This window comes from Hymenobacter sp. DG01 (genome assembly GCF_006352025.1).
Taxonomy (GTDB): Bacteria; Bacteroidota; Bacteroidia; order Cytophagales; family Hymenobacteraceae; genus Hymenobacter.
In genome coordinates this window covers 250,861-268,237 of sequence record NZ_CP040936.1, presented here as the reverse complement: position 1 = coordinate 268,237, position 17,377 = coordinate 250,861, and the positions used below count along the sequence as shown (strand labels likewise).

The 17,377-nt window shown below is 56.2% G+C and carries 16 protein-coding genes and 1 tRNA gene; 6 read left to right on the top strand and 11 right to left on the bottom strand.

The annotated features are described in order from the left end of the window. Nucleotides 1-19: 19 nt before the first annotated feature. The 4 genes from FGZ14_RS01055 to FGZ14_RS01040 all read right to left on the bottom strand — a co-directional run bounded on the left by FGZ14_RS01055 (nt 20) and on the right by FGZ14_RS01040 (nt 4,498). On the bottom strand, nt 20-1,291 hold the full coding sequence (locus tag FGZ14_RS01055; RefSeq protein WP_139920320.1) for an adenylosuccinate synthase: 1,272 nt from the start codon (nt 1,289-1,291) through the stop codon (nt 20-22). Next, nucleotides 1,291-1,638: an STAS domain-containing protein gene (locus FGZ14_RS01050; RefSeq protein ID WP_139920318.1), complete on the bottom strand. Its 348-nt coding sequence runs from the start codon at nt 1,636-1,638 to the stop codon at nt 1,291-1,293. Before FGZ14_RS01050 ends, FGZ14_RS01055 begins: the two co-directional genes overlap by 1 nt. Next, entirely contained in the window at nt 1,635-2,126 is a 492-nt protein-coding gene (locus tag FGZ14_RS01045) for a Fur family transcriptional regulator (protein ID WP_139920316.1), read from the bottom strand. Before FGZ14_RS01045 ends, FGZ14_RS01050 begins: the two co-directional genes overlap by 4 nt. A gap of 164 nt (nt 2,127-2,290) precedes the next feature. Next, nucleotides 2,291-4,498 (bottom strand): bifunctional (p)ppGpp synthetase/guanosine-3',5'-bis(diphosphate) 3'-pyrophosphohydrolase, encoded by a 2,208-nt coding sequence (locus FGZ14_RS01040; RefSeq protein WP_139920314.1) that lies wholly within the window; start codon nt 4,496-4,498, stop codon nt 2,291-2,293. Nucleotides 4,499-4,816: 318 nt separating this feature from the next. Here FGZ14_RS01040 and FGZ14_RS01035 point away from each other — a divergent pair. The 4 genes from FGZ14_RS01035 (at nt 4,817) to clpX (ending at nt 8,632) form a co-directional block, all read left to right on the top strand. After that, a tRNA-Leu gene (locus FGZ14_RS01035) sits at nt 4,817-4,898 on the top strand. 124 nt (nt 4,899-5,022) lie between these two features. Further along, nucleotides 5,023-6,351 carry a trigger factor gene (tig, locus tag FGZ14_RS01030; protein ID WP_139920312.1) on the top strand — a complete coding sequence of 443 codons (1,329 nt, stop codon included), beginning with the start codon at nt 5,023-5,025 and terminating at the stop codon, nt 6,349-6,351. A gap of 111 nt (nt 6,352-6,462) precedes the next feature. Beyond that, the gene (locus FGZ14_RS01025) at nt 6,463-7,170 is read left to right on the top strand and encodes a ClpP family protease (protein ID WP_139920309.1); all 708 of its coding nucleotides are present in this window, start codon (nt 6,463-6,465) and stop codon (nt 7,168-7,170) included. A 238-nt stretch (nt 7,171-7,408) separates the two neighbouring features. Further along, nucleotides 7,409-8,632 (top strand): ATP-dependent Clp protease ATP-binding subunit ClpX, encoded by a 1,224-nt coding sequence (clpX, locus tag FGZ14_RS01020; RefSeq protein WP_139920308.1) that lies wholly within the window; start codon nt 7,409-7,411, stop codon nt 8,630-8,632. Nucleotides 8,633-8,684: 52 nt separating this feature from the next. On the opposite strand, the gene FGZ14_RS01015 is transcribed toward clpX, so the two are convergent. The 5 genes from FGZ14_RS01015 to FGZ14_RS00995 all read right to left on the bottom strand — a co-directional run bounded on the left by FGZ14_RS01015 (nt 8,685) and on the right by FGZ14_RS00995 (nt 12,969). After that, nucleotides 8,685-9,260 (bottom strand): hypothetical protein, encoded by a 576-nt coding sequence (locus FGZ14_RS01015; RefSeq protein ID WP_139920305.1) that lies wholly within the window; start codon nt 9,258-9,260, stop codon nt 8,685-8,687. Nucleotides 9,261-9,314: 54 nt separating this feature from the next. Beyond that, complete coding sequence (gene lpxB / locus FGZ14_RS01010; RefSeq protein WP_139920303.1) at nt 9,315-10,424, bottom strand: lipid-A-disaccharide synthase; 1,110 nt, start codon at nt 10,422-10,424, stop codon at nt 9,315-9,317. Nucleotides 10,425-10,518: 94 nt separating this feature from the next. Next, on the bottom strand, nt 10,519-10,938 hold the full coding sequence (locus FGZ14_RS01005) for a 6-carboxytetrahydropterin synthase (RefSeq protein WP_139920301.1): 420 nt from the start codon (nt 10,936-10,938) through the stop codon (nt 10,519-10,521). Between the two features lie 93 nt (nt 10,939-11,031). Then, a complete protein-coding gene (locus tag FGZ14_RS01000) occupies nt 11,032-12,033 on the bottom strand; it encodes an iron ABC transporter permease (protein ID WP_139920299.1) in 1,002 nt (333 codons plus the stop codon). Nucleotides 12,034-12,051: 18 nt separating this feature from the next. Next, nucleotides 12,052-12,969 (bottom strand): ABC transporter substrate-binding protein, encoded by a 918-nt coding sequence (locus tag FGZ14_RS00995; protein WP_139920296.1) that lies wholly within the window; start codon nt 12,967-12,969, stop codon nt 12,052-12,054. A gap of 250 nt (nt 12,970-13,219) precedes the next feature. On the opposite strand from FGZ14_RS00995, the gene rfaD reads away from it, so the two are divergent. Together rfaD and FGZ14_RS00985 are read left to right on the top strand one after the other, a co-directional pair. Beyond that, nucleotides 13,220-14,185: an ADP-glyceromanno-heptose 6-epimerase gene (rfaD, locus tag FGZ14_RS00990; RefSeq protein WP_139920294.1), complete on the top strand. Its 966-nt coding sequence runs from the start codon at nt 13,220-13,222 to the stop codon at nt 14,183-14,185. A 234-nt stretch (nt 14,186-14,419) separates the two neighbouring features. Then, nucleotides 14,420-15,835, top strand: a complete 1,416-nt coding sequence (locus tag FGZ14_RS00985) for an FAD/NAD(P)-binding protein (RefSeq protein WP_308217162.1) — start codon at nt 14,420-14,422, stop codon at nt 15,833-15,835. A 92-nt stretch (nt 15,836-15,927) separates the two neighbouring features. Here FGZ14_RS00985 and FGZ14_RS00980 read toward each other — a convergent pair whose 3' ends face one another. Then, nucleotides 15,928-16,209, bottom strand: coding sequence for a hypothetical protein (locus FGZ14_RS00980; RefSeq protein ID WP_139920290.1), 282 nt, complete (start codon nt 16,207-16,209; stop codon nt 15,928-15,930). Between the two features lie 112 nt (nt 16,210-16,321). Continuing rightward, nucleotides 16,322-17,326 (bottom strand): zinc-binding dehydrogenase, encoded by a 1,005-nt coding sequence (locus FGZ14_RS00975; protein WP_139920288.1) that lies wholly within the window; start codon nt 17,324-17,326, stop codon nt 16,322-16,324. Nucleotides 17,327-17,377 lie beyond the last annotated feature (51 nt).

Sequence of the window (17,377 nt, the reverse complement as noted above, 5' to 3'; positions counted from 1 at the left end):
ATCAGTTAGGATTGTACGCCTAATTAAGGTGTAGGGTGCTTACCCGATCAGGGCCAACGCTGACAATACTTACTGGAACCTCTAGTTTCTGCTCTAGGAAGTGCACGTAGTCTTTCAGCTGTTGAGGGAGCGCCTGAGGATCCGTAATGGTTTGTAGCTCCGTGCGCCAACCCGCTACCTTAGTATATACAGGTGTGAGGTTTTGCAGGTCGCCGTGGTCTGGCAGATGGTCAGTTTGCTCTCCGTTGGGTAGGAGGTAATGGGTACAAACCTGAATTTCATCGAACTCATCGAGCACGTCAGCCTTCATCAAGTGGATTTCTGTGACGCCGTTGAGCATAATGCTGTACCGTAGGGCAGGCAAATCAATCCAACCGCAACGACGGGGGCGGCCTGTGGTAGCACCGAACTCTCTGCCGGCGGCGCGGATCTGCTCACCCACTTCGTCATGGAGCTCGGTGGGGAATGGGCCGCTGCCTACGCGAGTACAGTATGCTTTGCTGATTCCGTACACCTTATTAATATGCCGTGGCGCAATACCTAGGCCGGTGCAAGCACCCGCTACAATGGTGCTAGAAGATGTAACGAAGGGATAAGTGCCAAAATCGATGTCGAGCATGGAGCCTTGGGCGCCTTCCGCCAAGATGCTTTTGCCTTGCTTGAGCAGATCGTTCAGCAGATATTCTGTATCGGTGAGTTGCAAAGTGCGCAGGAACTCCACGGCTGAAAAGAAATCGGCCTCGAATTCTTCAATATCGAGGCCGCGACCGTAAAACTCGGCGAGGGTAGCATGACGGGCAACCGCCTCCTGGTAACGTTGCTGAAAATCGGGGAGAAGAATGTCGCCTACCCGCAGGCCGGTGCGGCCTATTTTATCCTGATATGTAGGACCAATACCCTTAAGGGTGGAACCGATCTTGCTACCGCCCCGGGCCTCTTCATTAATACGATCGAGGGCACGGTGCGAGGGAAGGATAAGCTGAGCTTTGCGCGAGATGTAGAGGTTCTGGCTCCAATTTACACCCCGGTCGGTCAGTTTCTGCAGTTCCTGACGGAACACGACAGGGTCCAGCACTACTCCGTTACCTACCACATTAATGATATGGGGGTGGAAGATTCCGGATGGCACTTGGTGCAGCACGTGCTTGGTACCGCCGAACGTGAGGGTATGGCCGGCATTGGGGCCACCCTGGAAACGGGCTACTACATCGTAGGTGGGGGCCAGCACATCGACAATCTTGCCTTTGCCTTCATCCCCCCACTGTAATCCTACTAGTACATCAACGGGCATTAGTTTGCGGCTTTCAACTGTTGGGCGGCCGATTGTTCGTCGTCCGCAATGGAAAATATGGCGTTCAGCTTGGTTAAGGCCAGCATTTTGCGAGGGTGGTCGGCGGGGTTGATCAACATCATTTCGCCACCACGGCTCCGGAATTTAGTGAGTAGCGATACCAGCACTCCAATACCTGTGCTGTTGATGTACCGAATGCTCGACAAATCGACGGTGCAGTGGCGCAGTTCTTCGCCAAGATGCTGGTCAACGCTCTGCAGGAGCTGCTGGGTGTCGGGGCTACCGATCAGGTCGCCGGAGAGGCGCACAAAGAGAATGCCGTCGCGGACGGCGGTATCAGTTTTCATTCGGCTAGAGAGCGGGCGGCGGCCTGGGCACGACAGTCGCCGCACACGCCGTAAAGGTTCAAAGAGTGGTGCAAGATATGGAAGTTGAGTAACTCGCCTACCATGGTCTGGATGCCATGAATACGGGGGTCGCAGAACTCAACCACTTTGTGGCATTCGGTGCATATAACGTGGTCGTGCTGACGATACCCGTAGCTTTTCTCGTACTGCGCCAGGTTGCGGCCGAACTGGTGCTTGCTGACCAGGCCATGCTCTACCAATAGATCAAGGGTATTATATACCGTTGCCCGGCTAACCTGCAACCCCTGCTCTTTCATACCAGCATAAAGCTCCTCCACATCGAAGTGCCCGGTACGGGAGTAAATTTCCTCCAAAATGGCATACCGCTCGGAGGTTTTGCGCAGGCCTTTATTCTCGAGGTAGGCAGTGAAAATCTTCTTTACTTCCTCGTACTTTTCTTTATCCAGATGCTTCTCAGTGACGGACATGGTGATGCTCTACTTATAAGGAGTGGAAACCGGCAGCTTCGGGAGAAGTTTACGTTTTCAAAAGAGGGTAAGACAAGACAGACACAAATGGAATAGAGTCTTGCATGACTTCCTTCTTGTACTGTTTTATACTTTACGTTTAGCTGAAAACTTTTTAGAGCTATTTACGAGTCGAAGCGCTCTACTAACAGCACCCCATTCACTCTAGACAGGCGCTGAATTAGTTTGGTCAGGTGGTCGGTGTCGTTTACGAATACCATGATCTGCCCCTCAAACATGCCGTCGTTGGAGTCGATGGTGATGGAGCGCATGTTCACTTTCAGGCTGTTGCTGATGATGCGCGTTACATCATTCACCAGCCCTACCCTATCGGAACCTTTGATCCGGATGCCGGCCAGGAAAGCCAGTTCCAGCTGTTCGGTCCATTTGGCGCGCACGATGCGGTTGCCGTAGTTCGACATCATTTGTACCGCTTTCGGGCAAGAAGTACGGTGAATCACGATGCCCTCATCGGTTTCAAAGCCAAACACATCGTCGCCGGGGATAGGGTTGCAGCAGGGGGCAATAGTGTAGTCGAACTTGTTGGTTTGCTCACCAATTACCAGCATGTTGGCATTCACCCCCCGAACTTTCTGCACCTCGTGGTCGAAGGCCTTAGGCTCCAGCATGGATGGTAGGCGTGGGGCTTCCACGGTAGAGTCGAAGAGATTCTTCTGAATCTCGCGGCCATCTACCTGCCCGATAGCAACTCGGTAGAAAAAATCCAGAGGGTTGCTGGTGTTGAAATGAGCGAGCAGCCGGTTCAGGTTATCCTGCGAATACTCTACCCCCAGCAGCTCCAGCCGCTTCTCTACAATGAAGCGCCCATCTTCCGCCTTGCTGCGTTTATCGTCGCGCAGCCAGTCTTTGATGCGCGTGCGAGCCTTGGAGGTGGTAACGTACTGCAACCACTCCTCGGTAGGTTTCTGCTTCTGGGAAGTCAGAATTTCAACTTGGTCACCGTTGCGGAGCTGGTAGCTTAGGGGCTGCAGCTTCTGGTTTACTTTGGCGCCGAGGCACTGCAGCCCGATGTGGGAGTGAATTTCGAAGGCAAAGTCCAGGGCCGTAGCCTTGTCGGGCAGAATGACCAGCTTGCCTTTGGGGGTAAAGGCATATACTTCCTTAACGAAAAGGTTCTGGCGAAACTCGTCCATGAACTCCAGAGCGCTGGAATTATTGGTTTCGAGCATTTCCCGCACCTTATTAATCCACGATTCAAGGGTGGACTCTGACTGGGCGGTACTGCTGTCCTTATACTTCCAGTGCGCGGCATAGCCTTTCTCGGCAATGTCATCCATGCGGCGGGACCGAATCTGGACCTCTACCCACTGACCCGTGCGCGACATGACCGTGGTATGCAACGACTCGTAGCCGTTGGCTTTCGGGGTGCTCACCCAGTCGCGCAGCCGGTCGGGGTTGGGCTGGTAGAAGTCGGTAACAACGGAGTACACCTGCCAGCAAGCGGCTTTTTCCTGCTCCGGCGGCACATCCAGAATAATGCGGATGGCAAACAAATCGTACACCTCATCAAAGGTGATGTTCTGCTTGCGCATTTTCCGCAGAATAGAATAGATGCTCTTGGGCCTACCCTTCACTTCGTACTGAAACCCCTGGGCCTTCAGCTCCTCATCAATAGGCTGCACGAACTCCTTAATAAAGCGGTTACGGGCGGCGCGACTCTGGCGCACCCGGTTTACCAGCTCCGTGTAGATTTCGGTATCGGTGTACTTGAGGTAGAGGTCCTCCAGCTCCGTTTTGATGGTATAGAGGCCCAGGCGGTGGGCCAGCGGAGCATAGAGGTAAATGGTTTCCGAGGCAATCTTCAGCTGTTTGTGCCGCGGCATCGAGTCCAGGGTCCGCATGTTGTGCAGGCGGTCGGCGAGCTTGATGAGAATGACGCGCACATCGTCGGAGAGCGTGAGCAGCATCTTGCGGAAGTTCTCGGCCTGCTCGGAGGTTCCGTAGTCGAAGACGCCCGAAATTTTGGTCAAGCCATCCACGATGCGCGCCACCTTTGGCCCGAACTCCCGCTCAACGTCAGCCACTTCCCAGGGCGTATCCTCTACCACATCGTGCAGCAGCGCGGCTACAATGCTGGTGGTACCAAGGCCGATTTCCTCTACCACAATCTGAGCTACGGCCAGCGGGTGCAGAATGTAGGGCTCCCCGGACTTACGGCGCATTTCCTTGTGCGCCTCCAAGGAGGTGTTGAAAGCCTTCTTAATAAGCTTCGCGTCGCCCTCCTTCAGATAAGGCTTGGCGGTGCGGAGCAGGCGGCGGTAGTGGCGCAGAATTTCCTGGCGCTCTACTTCGGGGTCGATGACAGTGGACATGGTACGCGGGCGGCGCCAAAGGCACCGAAATACTTGCTTGCGAAGGTACGGCTTGAGGCGGAAGCTTGACTACCCCCTACCGAACTATGAACCTGTACCGGGGGTAGCACCTATAGAACATAGCTCCGGCCAGGTTCGTGCAGAATACTATCATTCGGTGTTGTCTGCCTGGGTTTTCGATGAATTCACGGTTTAGCTGGCTTACAGGCTTCTTTTGCCCAAAATGAAGGCCCCGCTACTGAGCTTAATTTACCAAACCTGCTTGTTTTTAAATTTCACCTGTGTAGTTTTGCGCCCCCGAGGCAGCCGGCCTCTGACGCGGATGTGGCGAAATTGGTAGACGTGCCAGACTTAGGATCTGGTGCCGCAAGGCGTGTGGGTTCGAGTCCCTCCATCCGCACTTATTCTGGTTTTCAGCAGAAAACCGCTTTCAAACCCTCAACCCACCCGTTGGGGGTTTCTTTTTATCCGGGTTTTGGCCCGACATTGACTCCACTCGTAGTACCCTTAACCGACGACCCGTTTTGGACATTACCCTCGACAAGAAAGACGACCAGCTGAATGCCATCCTGACAGTAACTCTTACGGAGGCTGACTATGCTCCCACCGTGGAGAGCAAGCTGAAAGAGTACAGCAAAAAGGCGCAGATCAAAGGGTTCCGCCCGGGCAAGGTGCCGGTAACGCTGGTGCGCAAAATGTACGGCAAAGGCATCTTGGTCGATGAAATCAACGCCTTGCTGGGCAAAGCCGTTGATGACTACATCAAGAACAACGACCTGAAGATTCTGGGTGAGCCCCTGCCCGTACCCACGGACGTGGATTTCGATAACCAGAAGGACTACACCTTCCAGTTTGAGCTGGGCCTGCTGCCCGAGTTCGAGCTGCCCGCTGATCAGTCAGTAACCGTTGATCGTCACAAAGTTGACCTCGACGAGAACACCCTGCAGGAAACCTACGAGCAGCTGGAGCGCCAGTTTGGCGAAACCACCGACCCCGAGACGGCCGAAGCCGGCGACTACATTTCGGGCAAGCTGAAGAAGGCTGGCGAGGAAGGCGAAGGCCGCGTAGTGCTGCTGCCGACCAACAAGCTGAAAAACGACGCCGATAAATTTGTAGGCGTGAAGGTAGATGATAAAATCACCTTCGACCTGAAAAACGCATTTGGCGGCGACCTGACGGCTATCCGTAACTTCTCGGGGCTGAGCAAGGAAGAAGCCGAAGCCATTGAAGGCGAGTACACCCTGACCGTAGGCAAAGTACAGCGCTCAGTGCCGGCAGAGTTCAACCAGGAGCTGTTCGACAAAGTATTCGGCAAAGACATCGTAACCTCGAAGGAGGACTTCGATGAGAAAGTACGCTCGACGGTACAGGAGAACTACGACCGGGAGGCCGACAACCTGGTGAACCGCCAGATCATCGACAAAATGCTGGAAAACACCAGCATTGAAATTCCGAAGGAGTTCTTCAAGAAGTGGTTGCTGCGCGCCAACGAAGGCAAGCTGACCCCGGAGCAGATTGAGGAGCACTACGAAGACTACGAGAAGGAGCTGAAGTGGTCCCTGATCCGCAACAAGGTAGTGGAAGCCAACGAGCTGAAAGTATCGAACGAGGAAATCGTGGACCGTACGATGCAGAAGATTCTGGGTCAGTTCAACATGGAAATGACGCCGGAGCTGGAAGAATCGGTACGCGGCTTTGCTGACAACTTCCTGCGTCAGGAGAACGGCAAGAACTACGTGAACGAGTACGAAGCCATTCTGGCAGAGAAAGTGCTGGAAAACCTGCGCGGCAAAGTTGTTGTTAATGACAACGCGATTACGGCCGAGGACTTCCGCAATCAAAATGCTGGCTAACCGCTAACATTTTTGGTTTTAGACCAACAAAAAAGCCCTTACTTGTCGTATGGGCTTTTTTGTTGCCCTTGCGGTTTCGTTTTGCCATCTTACTTCTCCTAATTTTCTGACATGCTGAATAAAGAAGAGTTCCGCAAGTTTGCCGTGAAAGGCCAGGGCCTCAGTGGCCTGGGCGTTGATCAATACATCCAGCACGTAGAGGGCCAGACCCGTAACGGGCTGATTATGCCCACGGGCATGACCCGCTCGGTAATTGAGGAGCGCCCTACCCGCTTCGCGGAGATTGACGTTTTCTCGCGCCTGATCATGGACCGTATTGTGTTCCTGGGCACGGCCGTGGACGATTACATTGCCAACATCCTGACGGCGCAGATGCTGTTCCTGGAGTCGGTGGATGCTAAGAAGGACATTCTGCTCTACATCAACTCGCCCGGTGGCTCGGTATATGCCGGTCTGGGCATCTATGATACCATGCAGTATGTAAACCCCGATGTGGCTACCATCTGCACGGGTCTGGCTGCTTCCATGGGTGCCGTATTGCTGGCCGGTGGTGCTAAAGACAAGCGCTCGGCCCTACCCCACGCCCGCGTGATGATTCACCAGCCCTCGGGTGGCGCGCAAGGCCAGTCGTCGGATATTGAAATAACGGCTCGTGAGATTTTGAAGCTCAAGAAAGAGCTGTACGACATTCTGGCGCAACACACCGGCAAAACCTACCAGGAAATCCACGACAACTCGGACCGCGACTACTGGATGCGTGCCGACGAGGCCAAGGAGTACGGCCTGATTGACGAGGTTCTGGAAAAAAAGAAGGCGTAATGCCAGTTGTTCCAGGCAGAGTGAGGATTTGAGTTAGCATCTTGTGTATAAGCCAGATTCCTCACTCTGTTTGGAATGACAACAGTAAAAAGCCCGCTTCGGCGGGCTTTTTGTTTTTAGTAGAGGCCAAGCCCAACGGCACTTTTTTAGCGTAGCAGGGCGTTGGCCTTTTCGTACCTTTGGGGTAGGTTAGTGAAAGTTATCTATCCTCCTCCCCTACCTGTGAGTTTTTCTGGCAATGGCTGATATAACGTGCTCCTTCTGCGGCAAGAGCAAAAAAGACGTTTCGGTGATGATTTCGGGCATCAACGCCCACATCTGCGAACGGTGTGTGGGACAGGCCCAGCAAATCCTGAACGAGGAGAATAAGATTCGGGCTAACTCCAAGGCGCCGAAATTTAACCTCGTGAAGCCGCGCGAGATGAAGGAGTACCTCGACCAGTACGTGGTAGGCCAGGACGAAGCCAAGAAGGTGATGTCGGTGGCGGTGTACAACCACTACAAGCGCCTGATGCAGAAGCCTCAGAAGGATGACGTGGTGATTGAGAAATCCAACATCATCATGGTAGGTGAAACCGGCACAGGTAAGACCTTCCTGACCCGCATGCTGGCGAATATTCTGCAGGTGCCTTTCTGCATTGCCGATGCTACGGTACTCACGGAAGCCGGCTATGTAGGCGAGGACGTGGAAAGCATCCTGACCCGACTGCTGCAAGCCGCCGACTACAACGTGGAAGCAGCCGAGCGCGGCATCGTATACATCGATGAGATTGATAAGATTGCCCGCAAGAGCGACAACCCCAGCATCACGCGCGACGTGAGCGGAGAAGGCGTGCAGCAGGCTATGCTGAAGCTGTTGGAAGGCACCACGGTAAACGTACCTCCGCACGGCGGCCGCAAGCACCCCGAGCAGAAGATGATTACCGTCAACACCGAGAACATTCTGTTCATCTGTGGCGGGGCCTTCGTAGGCATTGAGCGCATCATCAAGAACCGCCTCAACACCAAGCCGATTGGCTTTGCCAAGACGCAGCTGGAGGAGAAAATTGACACGCAGAATTTCCTGCGCTACGTGACGGCCCAGGACCTGAAGCAGTTCGGCCTTATCCCTGAGCTCATCGGTCGCCTACCCGTCCTGACTCACCTGAACCCGCTCGACCACGCTACCCTGCGCAAAATCCTGACGGAACCTAAGAACTCTATTGTGAAGCAATACCAGCGCCTGTTCGACATGGAGAACATTCAGCTGAGCTTCTCCGACGGCGCGCTGGAATATATCGTGGTGAAAGCCGACGAGTACCGCCTGGGTGCCCGCGGCCTCCGCAGCATCTGCGAAGCCATCATGACTGACGCCATGTTCGATATGCCCTCGGAAGAGGGCGTGAAGGAACTGGTAATTGATGAAGAATACGCCCGAAGCAAGTTTGAGCAGACCGCGCTGAAGCAGTTGCGGGCGGCGTAGATTACCGCACTAACACGAAAAGGCGCAGCACCTGCTTAAGGGCTGCGCCTTTTTAATATCCCTTCACCTTGAGCCACATGGTAGTAAGAGGGCTAGGAATGATGAAATGGCCACTTTGGTTGATACGTTTGACCTCATTGTTGTTCCCACAACTTCTGATTAAAAAATGGTCGTCAGTGAGCCAGCCACTACAAAATTCCTTCTTCTTATCTGACCATGAAGCTAATTCTGCTTTATCAATTAAATGATTATCCTTGGTGTAAGTTCGAATTTGAAAGAAATACTGCCGACCTCCGCCCAGGGTATTATCGAATATTAGTATCAGTTTAGCTGTATAATTCTCTCCCATAAGGAGTGAATCGTCAAAGACTTTATAATCTTTAGCCCGCCAAGTTTGTAGGTGGCTACCGTCCAAACCCCAATAATTCTTATCATAATGTTGGGTGGAATCCAACGCCTGTCTATACTCGGCCGGGCTTAGTAATTCCTGTAGTTTACGCCGATTCCGAATATTAGGAACATTGGTATCCTCTGTCAGAAAGATTAACCCATGGGTACTGCTGTCTTGATCGGTATGCGAAATATGAGCGATAGTGTTACTGGACAGAAATATTTTACGGAATAGCAAGCCTATCAAAATTAGGCTTAAGACAACCACCCCATATTTTCTCTGCATAACATTCTATCCCTTCAAATACCCCACCATCAGCCTTGCGGCTTTTTCGGCGGCGCGCTGTTGGCCTAACTTCTCGCGGATTTGGGCGTAGCCAGCTTTTTGCTGGGCAATGAACTCCTCGTCGGCGGTGATTTTCTTAAGTTCCGTGACGAGGTTACGGGCGTTGAAGTCGCCTTGGATTAACTCCTTTACTACCTCCTTGCCAGCAATGAGATTTACCAGGGAAATGTGCGGTACCTTGATTACCGCCTTGCCAATGGAGTAGGATACAGCGCTGGTGCGGTAGCACACTACCTGCGGCACATCGAATAAGGCCGTTTCCAAAGTAGCGGTGCCGCTGGTTACGAGGGCAGCGGTAGCGTGGGCCAGCAGGTCGTAGGTCTGGTCGAAAAGGATGCGGACGTTGTTGCGCTCAAAGTTGGCGTAGTAGTTCCGGTCGAGGTTATCGACGCCGGCCACGATGAACTGGTAGTCCAGGAAGGGCGGCAGGATAGCCACCATTTCGTAGAGCATTTCCTCGATTTCCTGCTTGCGCGAACCGGGCAGCACTGCAATAATGGGGCGCAGCGGGTCTAGGTTGTTTCGCTCGTAGAAATCGTCGGACTTGCGGTGCTCCGCCACGGCGTCAGCGGTGGGGTTACCGATGTAATCTACTTTGTAGTCGAAGCGCTGGTAGAACTCCTCCTCGAAGGGCAGAATCACAAACATCTTGTCAACCAGCGCCTTCACTTTGTGCACGCGGCCCTGGTTCCAGGCCCAGATTTTAGGCGAGATATAGTAGAATACCTTCAGGCCGTTGGCTTTGGCGAACTTGGCAATTCGCATGTTGAAGCCGGCGTAATCAACCAGAATTACTACGTCGGGCTGGTAGGCCAACAGGTCGCGCTGACATTCTTTCAGGTAGCCCCGAAACTTCAGGATGCTGGTGGCCGCTTCCCAAAAGCCCATGATGGCCATTTCCTGGTAGTGGTGCACCAGCTCGCCGCCGGCCTCCTGCATCATGTCGCCGCCCCAGCAGCGAAACTCTGCCTGGGGGTCCTGCTGGCGCAGCTCGCGCATGAGGTTGGCCGCGTGGAAGTCGCCGGACCGCTCGCCAGCTATCAGGTAGTATTTCATTGAATGAAGTAAGAAGTAGCCCTTGTGAAGTAGTAACCGAGCGTACCCGCCGTTTTAAAGTGGCTCGGCGGATACGCTCGGCATTTATATCTACTTATTCCTCTCCGAAGTATTCCACGAAGTTGCGCGGGGTTTCGTAGAGCTTAATGCTGTGCAGGCGGGCCGAAGAAATACGCTCAATTTCGGGCTGCAGAATCTTCCAGAAGGCCATGACCAAGTTTTCGGTACTGGCCAGCTGTCCTTCCATAAAAGGCACATCCAGGTTCAGGTTTTTATGATCAACCTGATCTACGATGTGGGTGCGAATAACGGTGCTGAGCTGCTTGAGGTCGATGACAAAGCCGGTTTCGGGGTCGGGCTTGCCTTTCACGGTTACAATGAGGTCGTAGTTATGGCCGTGCCAGTTGGCATTGGCGCAGGGGCCGAAGACTTCGCGGTTGCGCTCCTCGCTCCAGTTGGGGTTGTAGAGCTTGTGGGCCGCATTGAAGTGCTCCTGTCGGCTGATATATACCATTCGTTCGGGTGTTGCAGTCGTAGGGCGTTGAGGGCTTGGCTGATATAGTGGCTGGGGTACTACCCCCCGCGCAACGGTCAACCCTTTCAAAGCCTACGAGCCTTGTTTTCGCAGCAAATATACGAAGAACGGTACGCCGAATAGAGCAGTTACGAGGCCTATAGGTAGCCCGGCGGGGGGGTAGAGCAGGCGGGCCAGCAGGTCGCAGAGCAGCAGGAAATTCCCACCGAGCAAGGCGCAAAACACCAGATTGCCACGGCTCACGGTGCCCAGCAGCCAGCGCGTGATGTGCGGAACGACCAGGCCTACAAACCCAATAGGGCCCGCCAGCGCCACCACGCAACCCGTCAGGCCAGAGGCAATAAGCAGCAGCAGCCAGCGCGTGCGCGCCACTGGCAGGCCCAGGGCCGTAGCTCGCTCCTCGCCCAGCAGCAACAGGTTCAGGCTGTTGTGCAGGAACCCAAGCAGCAGGAGCCCTACCCCCAGTGCCACCGCCGGATAAGGCAGGATGGCCCAACTGGCTTTATCGAAGCCGCCCAAGGCCCAGAACGTGATGGTGCGGAGCTTTTCCTCAGTAGCAGCCAGAAAGGTCAGCAGCCCCCCGAGCGAGGTAGTAAGGGAGCCCACGGCTACCCCAGCCAGCAGCAACTGAGCCGGAACGATGCGCCCTCGCCGGCTACCCACAATAACGACCACCAACGTGGTACCCAAGGCTCCCAGCAGCGCCGCCAGCGGGGGTAGATACAGCCCCGTGATGGTGAGCGTAGGAAAAAAGGTAAAGACCGTACTGGCCCCCAATGCCCCTCCCGACGCCGTACCCAGCAGGTAAGGGTCGGCCAGGGAGTTGTTGACCATGGCCTGCATGAGGTAGCCGCTCACAGCCAGCCCCGCGCCGGCCAGCAGGGCCAATAGCAGCCGGGGCAGCCGCAGCTCTACCAGTACCAACTGGGCCGCGTCCTGGGGGTTGTAGTGCAGCAGTGCGCGGCCAATAAGGCTATAACTGGTTTCGTAGCTGCCCACGCGCAACCCCACGGCCAGCAGCACGAAGGTGAGCAGCACACAAGCCAGAATCCAGGGCAGAGCGGGGCGCGACATACCAGAACAAGCAGCGGGTTACGAGCCGGCAACCACCTGCTGCAGCTCCCGCACCCCTTCTACTACCCGCGGATTGGGGCGCGACATCAAATCGTCGGTGACGCGGTAGATGCGGCGGGTTTGGTAGGCCCGGATGCGCTTCAGCTCCGGATACAACTTGAAGAACGTGCTATCCATTTTGCCAAATGTCCCGCCGATGATTACATCGGGATTGAGCTTCAGGACGTATTCGCGGGTGAGAGCGGGGTAGGGCTGGGCAAACTTCTCTACTACGGCGTTCTGGCCACCAGCCAGCGCAATTTTGTCAGTGAACAGCGTGTTCTGCCCGTACACATAGATAGGGTCGGACCACGTAATGGCGAGCACTCGGGGCTTCGAAGGGCTAGAGGGGGTAGCAGATGAAAGCTTCTTCAGCTCCGCCCGCAGCGAGTCGGTGAGGTGGCGGGCCTGCGGCTGTCGGCCCAAGATGCGGCCCAGGTCGTTGAGGCCCCGGAAAACGTCCTCCACCTTAGTATAGCGCTGGTAATATACCGGAATACCCAACTCCTGCAGGCGCTGTGCGTCGGCCAGTGAAGTCACGCCTTCGGTGGTAAACACTACTTCGGGCTTGAGGGCAACGAGGCGCTCTATATCCAGGGGGTAGCTGTTGATGACGGGCTTGCGCAACGCTGCGGCCGGGTAGTCGCACACCTGGGTGCGGGCCACGATGGTAGCCGTATCGGCCACGGCGTAGAGCATTTCCGTCATGGAAGCCGCCAAGGACATGATGCGGCGCGGGTGGGCCGGCACGGTCAGCTCGCGGCCCAGGTCGTCGCGCAGGTGCTGCGGGGCGGCCGCTTCGGTAGTGGCGGGCTTATCGGGCTGGCAGGCGGTTGCCAGCAGTAGCAGGGGTAGCAACTTCCGGGTGGTAACCACGGAATGGAGGAATCGGAGCATGAGGCAAAGGTAGCGGAAGCAGCTTGGGTTGCTCCTACCCTCTCGGTATGGATGAAAGGATAGGGAACGAGATTCCTCGACTGCGCTCGGAACGACGGTCTGTTTGCTTCCTATGACGCTCTTTACCGCCTACAACGCCCTACTACAGGCTAAGCTGATGAATGGGGGTAGGGTTTATACTGCCGACTAAAAACCAGAAACGTCATGCTTCCGCCGCGTCTGCTTACTTTTGGCTTAAATATTCTGCCTTATGATCGTCGTTACCGGAGCCGCCGGCTTTATTGCCAGCTGTCTTGTCACCCGCCTCAATGCCGCCAACTTCAACGATATCGTGGTGGTGGACAACTTCACCTCGGAGCGTAAGCTGGCCAACCTCGCCGGCAAGCACCTGCGGGAGTACGTGGACCGCGAAGAGTTTTTTGAGTGGCTGGAGACCAACCACGAGCAGGTGGAATTCATCTTCCACCTCGGGGCCCGCACCGATACCACGGAGCAAAACCGCGACGTACTGAACGTGCTCAACCTGGAGTACTCCCAAAAGATGTGGCTGGCCTGCTGCCGCTATCAGCTACCGCTGGTGTATGCTTCCTCAGCTGCTACCTACGGCTCCGGCACCCTGGGCTATTCCGACGATGACGCCCTCCTACCCCTGCTGCGCCCCCTAAACCCCTATGGCGACTCCAAAAACGATTTCGATAACTGGGCCGTGCAGCAGCCGGAAAAGCCCTTCTTCTGGGCAGGTCTGAAGTTCTTCAACGTGTACGGCCCCAATGAGTACCACAAGGGCCGCATGGCCTCCGTTATTCTGCACGCCTTCCGTCAGATTCAGGAAACGGGCTCGATGACCCTGTTCCGCTCGCACAACCCCGACTACGCCGACGGGGAGCAGCAGCGCGACTTTGTGTATGTGAAAGACGTAGTGGAAGTGTGCTTCTTCCTGATGCAGAACCGCCGCAACTCGGGTATCTATAACCTGGGCACCGGCGAGGCCCGCACCTTCCTCGATCTGACCCTGAGCACCTTCGCGGCCCTGGACCGCACCGCCGACATCCGGTTCCGCGACACGCCCGAGGACATCCGCGACACCTACCAGTACTTCACGGAAGCGGATATGAGCAAGCTCCGCAGCATAGGCTACGACCTACCGTTCACGAAGCTGGAAGACGGTATTTCCGATTACGTGCGCAATTACCTGGTGCCAGGCCACTATTATTAATTCCCTCGCACTGGTAGAGAATTGCTGCACACTAAACGATAATTACAAAACCCCTGGGTTGCTTAGGCAGCTCAGGGGTTTCGTTTTGATTATCAGGCATCTATCCAAGCATCAAGTTTCAAAAGCTGTTGCTGTGCCGACTAAAGTGTTTTATCATATTGCAAAAATTAATTTTTATATCATTTTTTCCAGAGTACCTTCCTTCCCCCTAGTTCATCTCACTTTTGCAGGCTGGTGCAACGAAAAAGCATAACTATAGTGGGTGGTGGGTTTTCCGGCTCGATGCTGGCCCTCCAACTAGCCCGATTACCTAATCAGGAGTTGTTTGCCTGTGACGTACATCTGGTGGAGCCCCGGCCGGTCCCGGGTCCGGGGCTGGCTTATACGGCTCGTCGGCCGGAGTACCTGCTGAACGTCCGAAGCAAGTCCCTGAGCGCCTTTCCCGATCAGCCCGACCACTTTGTAAACTGGCTGCGCGTAACGCAGTCCGATGAATGTGAAAACGGCTTCTGCTCCCGCCAGAGCTACGGGCGCTACCTGCAGCAGCTCATCAGCCAGGTGCTGGAGTGGCCTTCCAGCAACGGCATCCGGTGCAAGTGGCACAACATGACGGCCCAGGCCGTAACCGTAGCCCCGGATGGGCAGTCGGCACGGGTGAAGCTGTCGTCGGGCACAGAAATTCACAGCGACTATGTAGTACTGGCTCTGGGCAACTTTCCGCCCCTGCCGCCTACCGGCCCCGACCTGCGCTACCTACAGCACCCGGCATACCATGGCAACCCCTGGGCCCGGGGGGCACTGCGCGACATAGGGGCCGACGATACGGTGTTGCTCATCGGCACCGGCCTCACGGCTATTGATGTGCTGCTGGGTTTGCAGGCCGATGGCCACCGGGGCCAGATTACGGTGGTTTCGGGGCACGGCCGCTGGCCGTTGGCTCACCAGCGGCAACCCGATTCTTACCCCAGCTTCTACGCCACGGAGTTGGCGGGCCAGCGGAGGGTAGGCGACGTGCTGAATATAGTGCGCCGCCATGTGCGGGAAGCACAGCACCAAGGCATCGGCTGGCAGGCGGTTATCGATTCGCTCCGGCCCGATTTGGGCCGCATCTGGGCGGCGTGGCCCCCGGTGGAACAAGCTCGCTTTCTGCGCCACCTAGCCGGCATCTGGTCGGTGGTGCGGCACCGCAGCCCGCCCCAGAACGCCAATGCCCTGCAGCAGATGCTGGACACTGGGTTGGTGCGGATGGAAAAGGGTCGGGTCAGGGCCATTGCAGCGGAGCCGCAGGAGCTGGTAGTAACCGTCCGAAATGAGACCCAGCAGCCCGCCCGGCCCCTCAGGGCCCAGCACGTTATCAACTGCACCGGCCCCTTGCTGGACTATAGCCGCATTGATGCTCCGCTGGTTACAGGCCTGCGAGAAGCTGGCTACCTAGTACCCGACGCCTTGCGCCTGGGCATTGTGACGGATGAGCACGGGGCTTTGTATAACACACAGGGACAAGCGTCGGCGGTGCTGTTTACCCTCGGCCCGAGCCGCCGCCCGGCCTACTTCGAGTCAACGGCCGTACCGGAGCTGCGGAGCCAAGCTACGGAGCTGGCACAGGAGCTAGGGCACCGTTTGCTACGGCCGGTTGGTAAGGAGGGGTAGCGTTTTTCAGTGGCATAGAGCCAACCATACAACAAAGGCCGCACCCGGATTGGGCGCGGCCTTTGTGTACGTACAAGCTGCCTGCGAAAGAGTTAGGCAGCCAAATCGGGGTAGAGCGGGCGGACCGGAGTTTCGGGCGCCTCCTGGGGTAGGGGCAGTGTGGGCAGGGCCGGGTAGGAAACGCTGGTTTCGGCGGCGTGGCGGCGCAGGGCACGCATGAGCAGGTATTTGTACTTCTCCGCGTCGGCCAGGGCCAGTTCCACGGCCCGTACGGCGTCGTCATACGCCACTACCGGTACCGATTCGGCAGCTTCGCCGGTAGGGTAAGTCAACTCAAAAACAGGGCAATCCAGGTATTCAGCGGGCGTTTTCATCAGGCAGCAAATCTATGGTTTCAGATGTCGGATAAATAACAGAACACCACTGTTTTTTATTCCCGAAAACAGGATTTTTTACTTATTTATTGATAAATAAGAGTCTTGATTATCAAGGCTTTATCTTCATCACTAGCTTACCAAACTGCAGCCCTTCGTCCATGCGGCGCAGGGCCTGCTCTCCGTCGGCCAGGGCAAAGACTTCGTCCAGTACGGGCACAATGGCGTGCTGCTCGAAAAGGCTGACCATGCCGTTGAAATCCTGAGCAGTTCCCATAGTAGAGCCCAGCACGGAAAGCTGCTTCCAGAAGATTTTGCGGGCGGCCACCGTGGGGATGTCGCCGTGGGTAGCCCCGTAGAATACGATGCGGCCGCCGGGAGCCGCCGCGTCCAGCAGGTCGTTGAAGCCGGGGCCGGCGGCACTGTCGATAACCACATCGAAGCTGCCTCCGGCCTGCTTAGTGAGGGTAGCCGGCCATTTTTCGGCCTTATAGCTGATGCCGCCTTTTGCGCCCAGCTCCACGGCCCGGGCTATTTTCTCCTCAGAGCCGGAGGTAACCCACACGTCGGCCCCACTGGCTACGGCCATCTGCAGGGCCAGCAGTGCCACGCCGCCCCCTACCCCACTGATGAGCACCCGCTCGCCGGGCTGCAGGCCGGCCCTGGTGAAGGCCGCGCGGTAGGCCGTAACGCCACCTAGAGGCAGGGCGGCCGCCTGCTCGAAGCTCAAATGGGCCGGTTTGGCGCGCACCTGCACGGCATCTACGCACACAAACTCGGCAAACGTGCCATCCTGGGGCAAGCCCAAAATCTGGAAGTCGCGGCCCTGGGCGGCGGGGTTGTTGCCCCAGTGGTGGCCGGGGTTAATGAGCACTTCCTGCCCCAGCAGATCGGCATCTACCCCCTCACCCAGCGCCGACACAATGCCGGCCCCATCGGAGCCCAGAATAATCGGGAATTTCAGTCCGGCGTACTGGCCCTTCTGAATCCAGACGTCGCGGTGGTTGAGGGCGGCCGCGTGGAGCTGCACCTGCACCTGGCCGGGGCCGGGCTGGGGGGTAGGAACTTCCTGCAGCGTGACAGGCTGGCCGATTCCTTCGAGCACTAGGGCTTGCATATAGTAAGGCGGTAAAAGGGGAAGGTGAGAGGTAAAGAAAAGGTAGGGTTG

Bases quoted from the DNA above. Each gene is read 5' to 3' on its own strand.
- FGZ14_RS01055 (WP_139920320.1), bottom strand. From the start codon at position 1,291: ATGCCCGTTGATGTACTAGTAGGATTACAGTGGGGGGATGAAGGCAAA.
- FGZ14_RS01050 (WP_139920318.1), bottom strand. From the start codon at position 1,638: ATGAAAACTGATACCGCCGTCCGCGACGGCATTCTCTTTGTGCGCCTC.
- FGZ14_RS01045 (WP_139920316.1), bottom strand. From the start codon at position 2,126: ATGTCCGTCACTGAGAAGCATCTGGATAAAGAAAAGTACGAGGAAGTA.
- FGZ14_RS01040 (WP_139920314.1), bottom strand. From the start codon at position 4,498: ATGTCCACTGTCATCGACCCCGAAGTAGAGCGCCAGGAAATTCTGCGC.
- FGZ14_RS01025 (WP_139920309.1), top strand. From the start codon at position 6,463: ATGCTGAATAAAGAAGAGTTCCGCAAGTTTGCCGTGAAAGGCCAGGGC.
- clpX (WP_139920308.1), top strand. From the start codon at position 7,409: ATGGCTGATATAACGTGCTCCTTCTGCGGCAAGAGCAAAAAAGACGTT.
- lpxB (WP_139920303.1), bottom strand. From the start codon at position 10,424: ATGAAATACTACCTGATAGCTGGCGAGCGGTCCGGCGACTTCCACGCG.
- FGZ14_RS01005 (WP_139920301.1), bottom strand. From the start codon at position 10,938: ATGGTATATATCAGCCGACAGGAGCACTTCAATGCGGCCCACAAGCTC.
- FGZ14_RS01000 (WP_139920299.1), bottom strand. From the start codon at position 12,033: ATGTCGCGCCCCGCTCTGCCCTGGATTCTGGCTTGTGTGCTGCTCACC.
- FGZ14_RS00995 (WP_139920296.1), bottom strand. From the start codon at position 12,969: ATGCTCCGATTCCTCCATTCCGTGGTTACCACCCGGAAGTTGCTACCC.
- rfaD (WP_139920294.1), top strand. From the start codon at position 13,220: ATGATCGTCGTTACCGGAGCCGCCGGCTTTATTGCCAGCTGTCTTGTC.
- FGZ14_RS00980 (WP_139920290.1), bottom strand. From the start codon at position 16,209: ATGAAAACGCCCGCTGAATACCTGGATTGCCCTGTTTTTGAGTTGACT.
- FGZ14_RS00975 (WP_139920288.1), bottom strand. From the start codon at position 17,326: ATGCAAGCCCTAGTGCTCGAAGGAATCGGCCAGCCTGTCACGCTGCAG.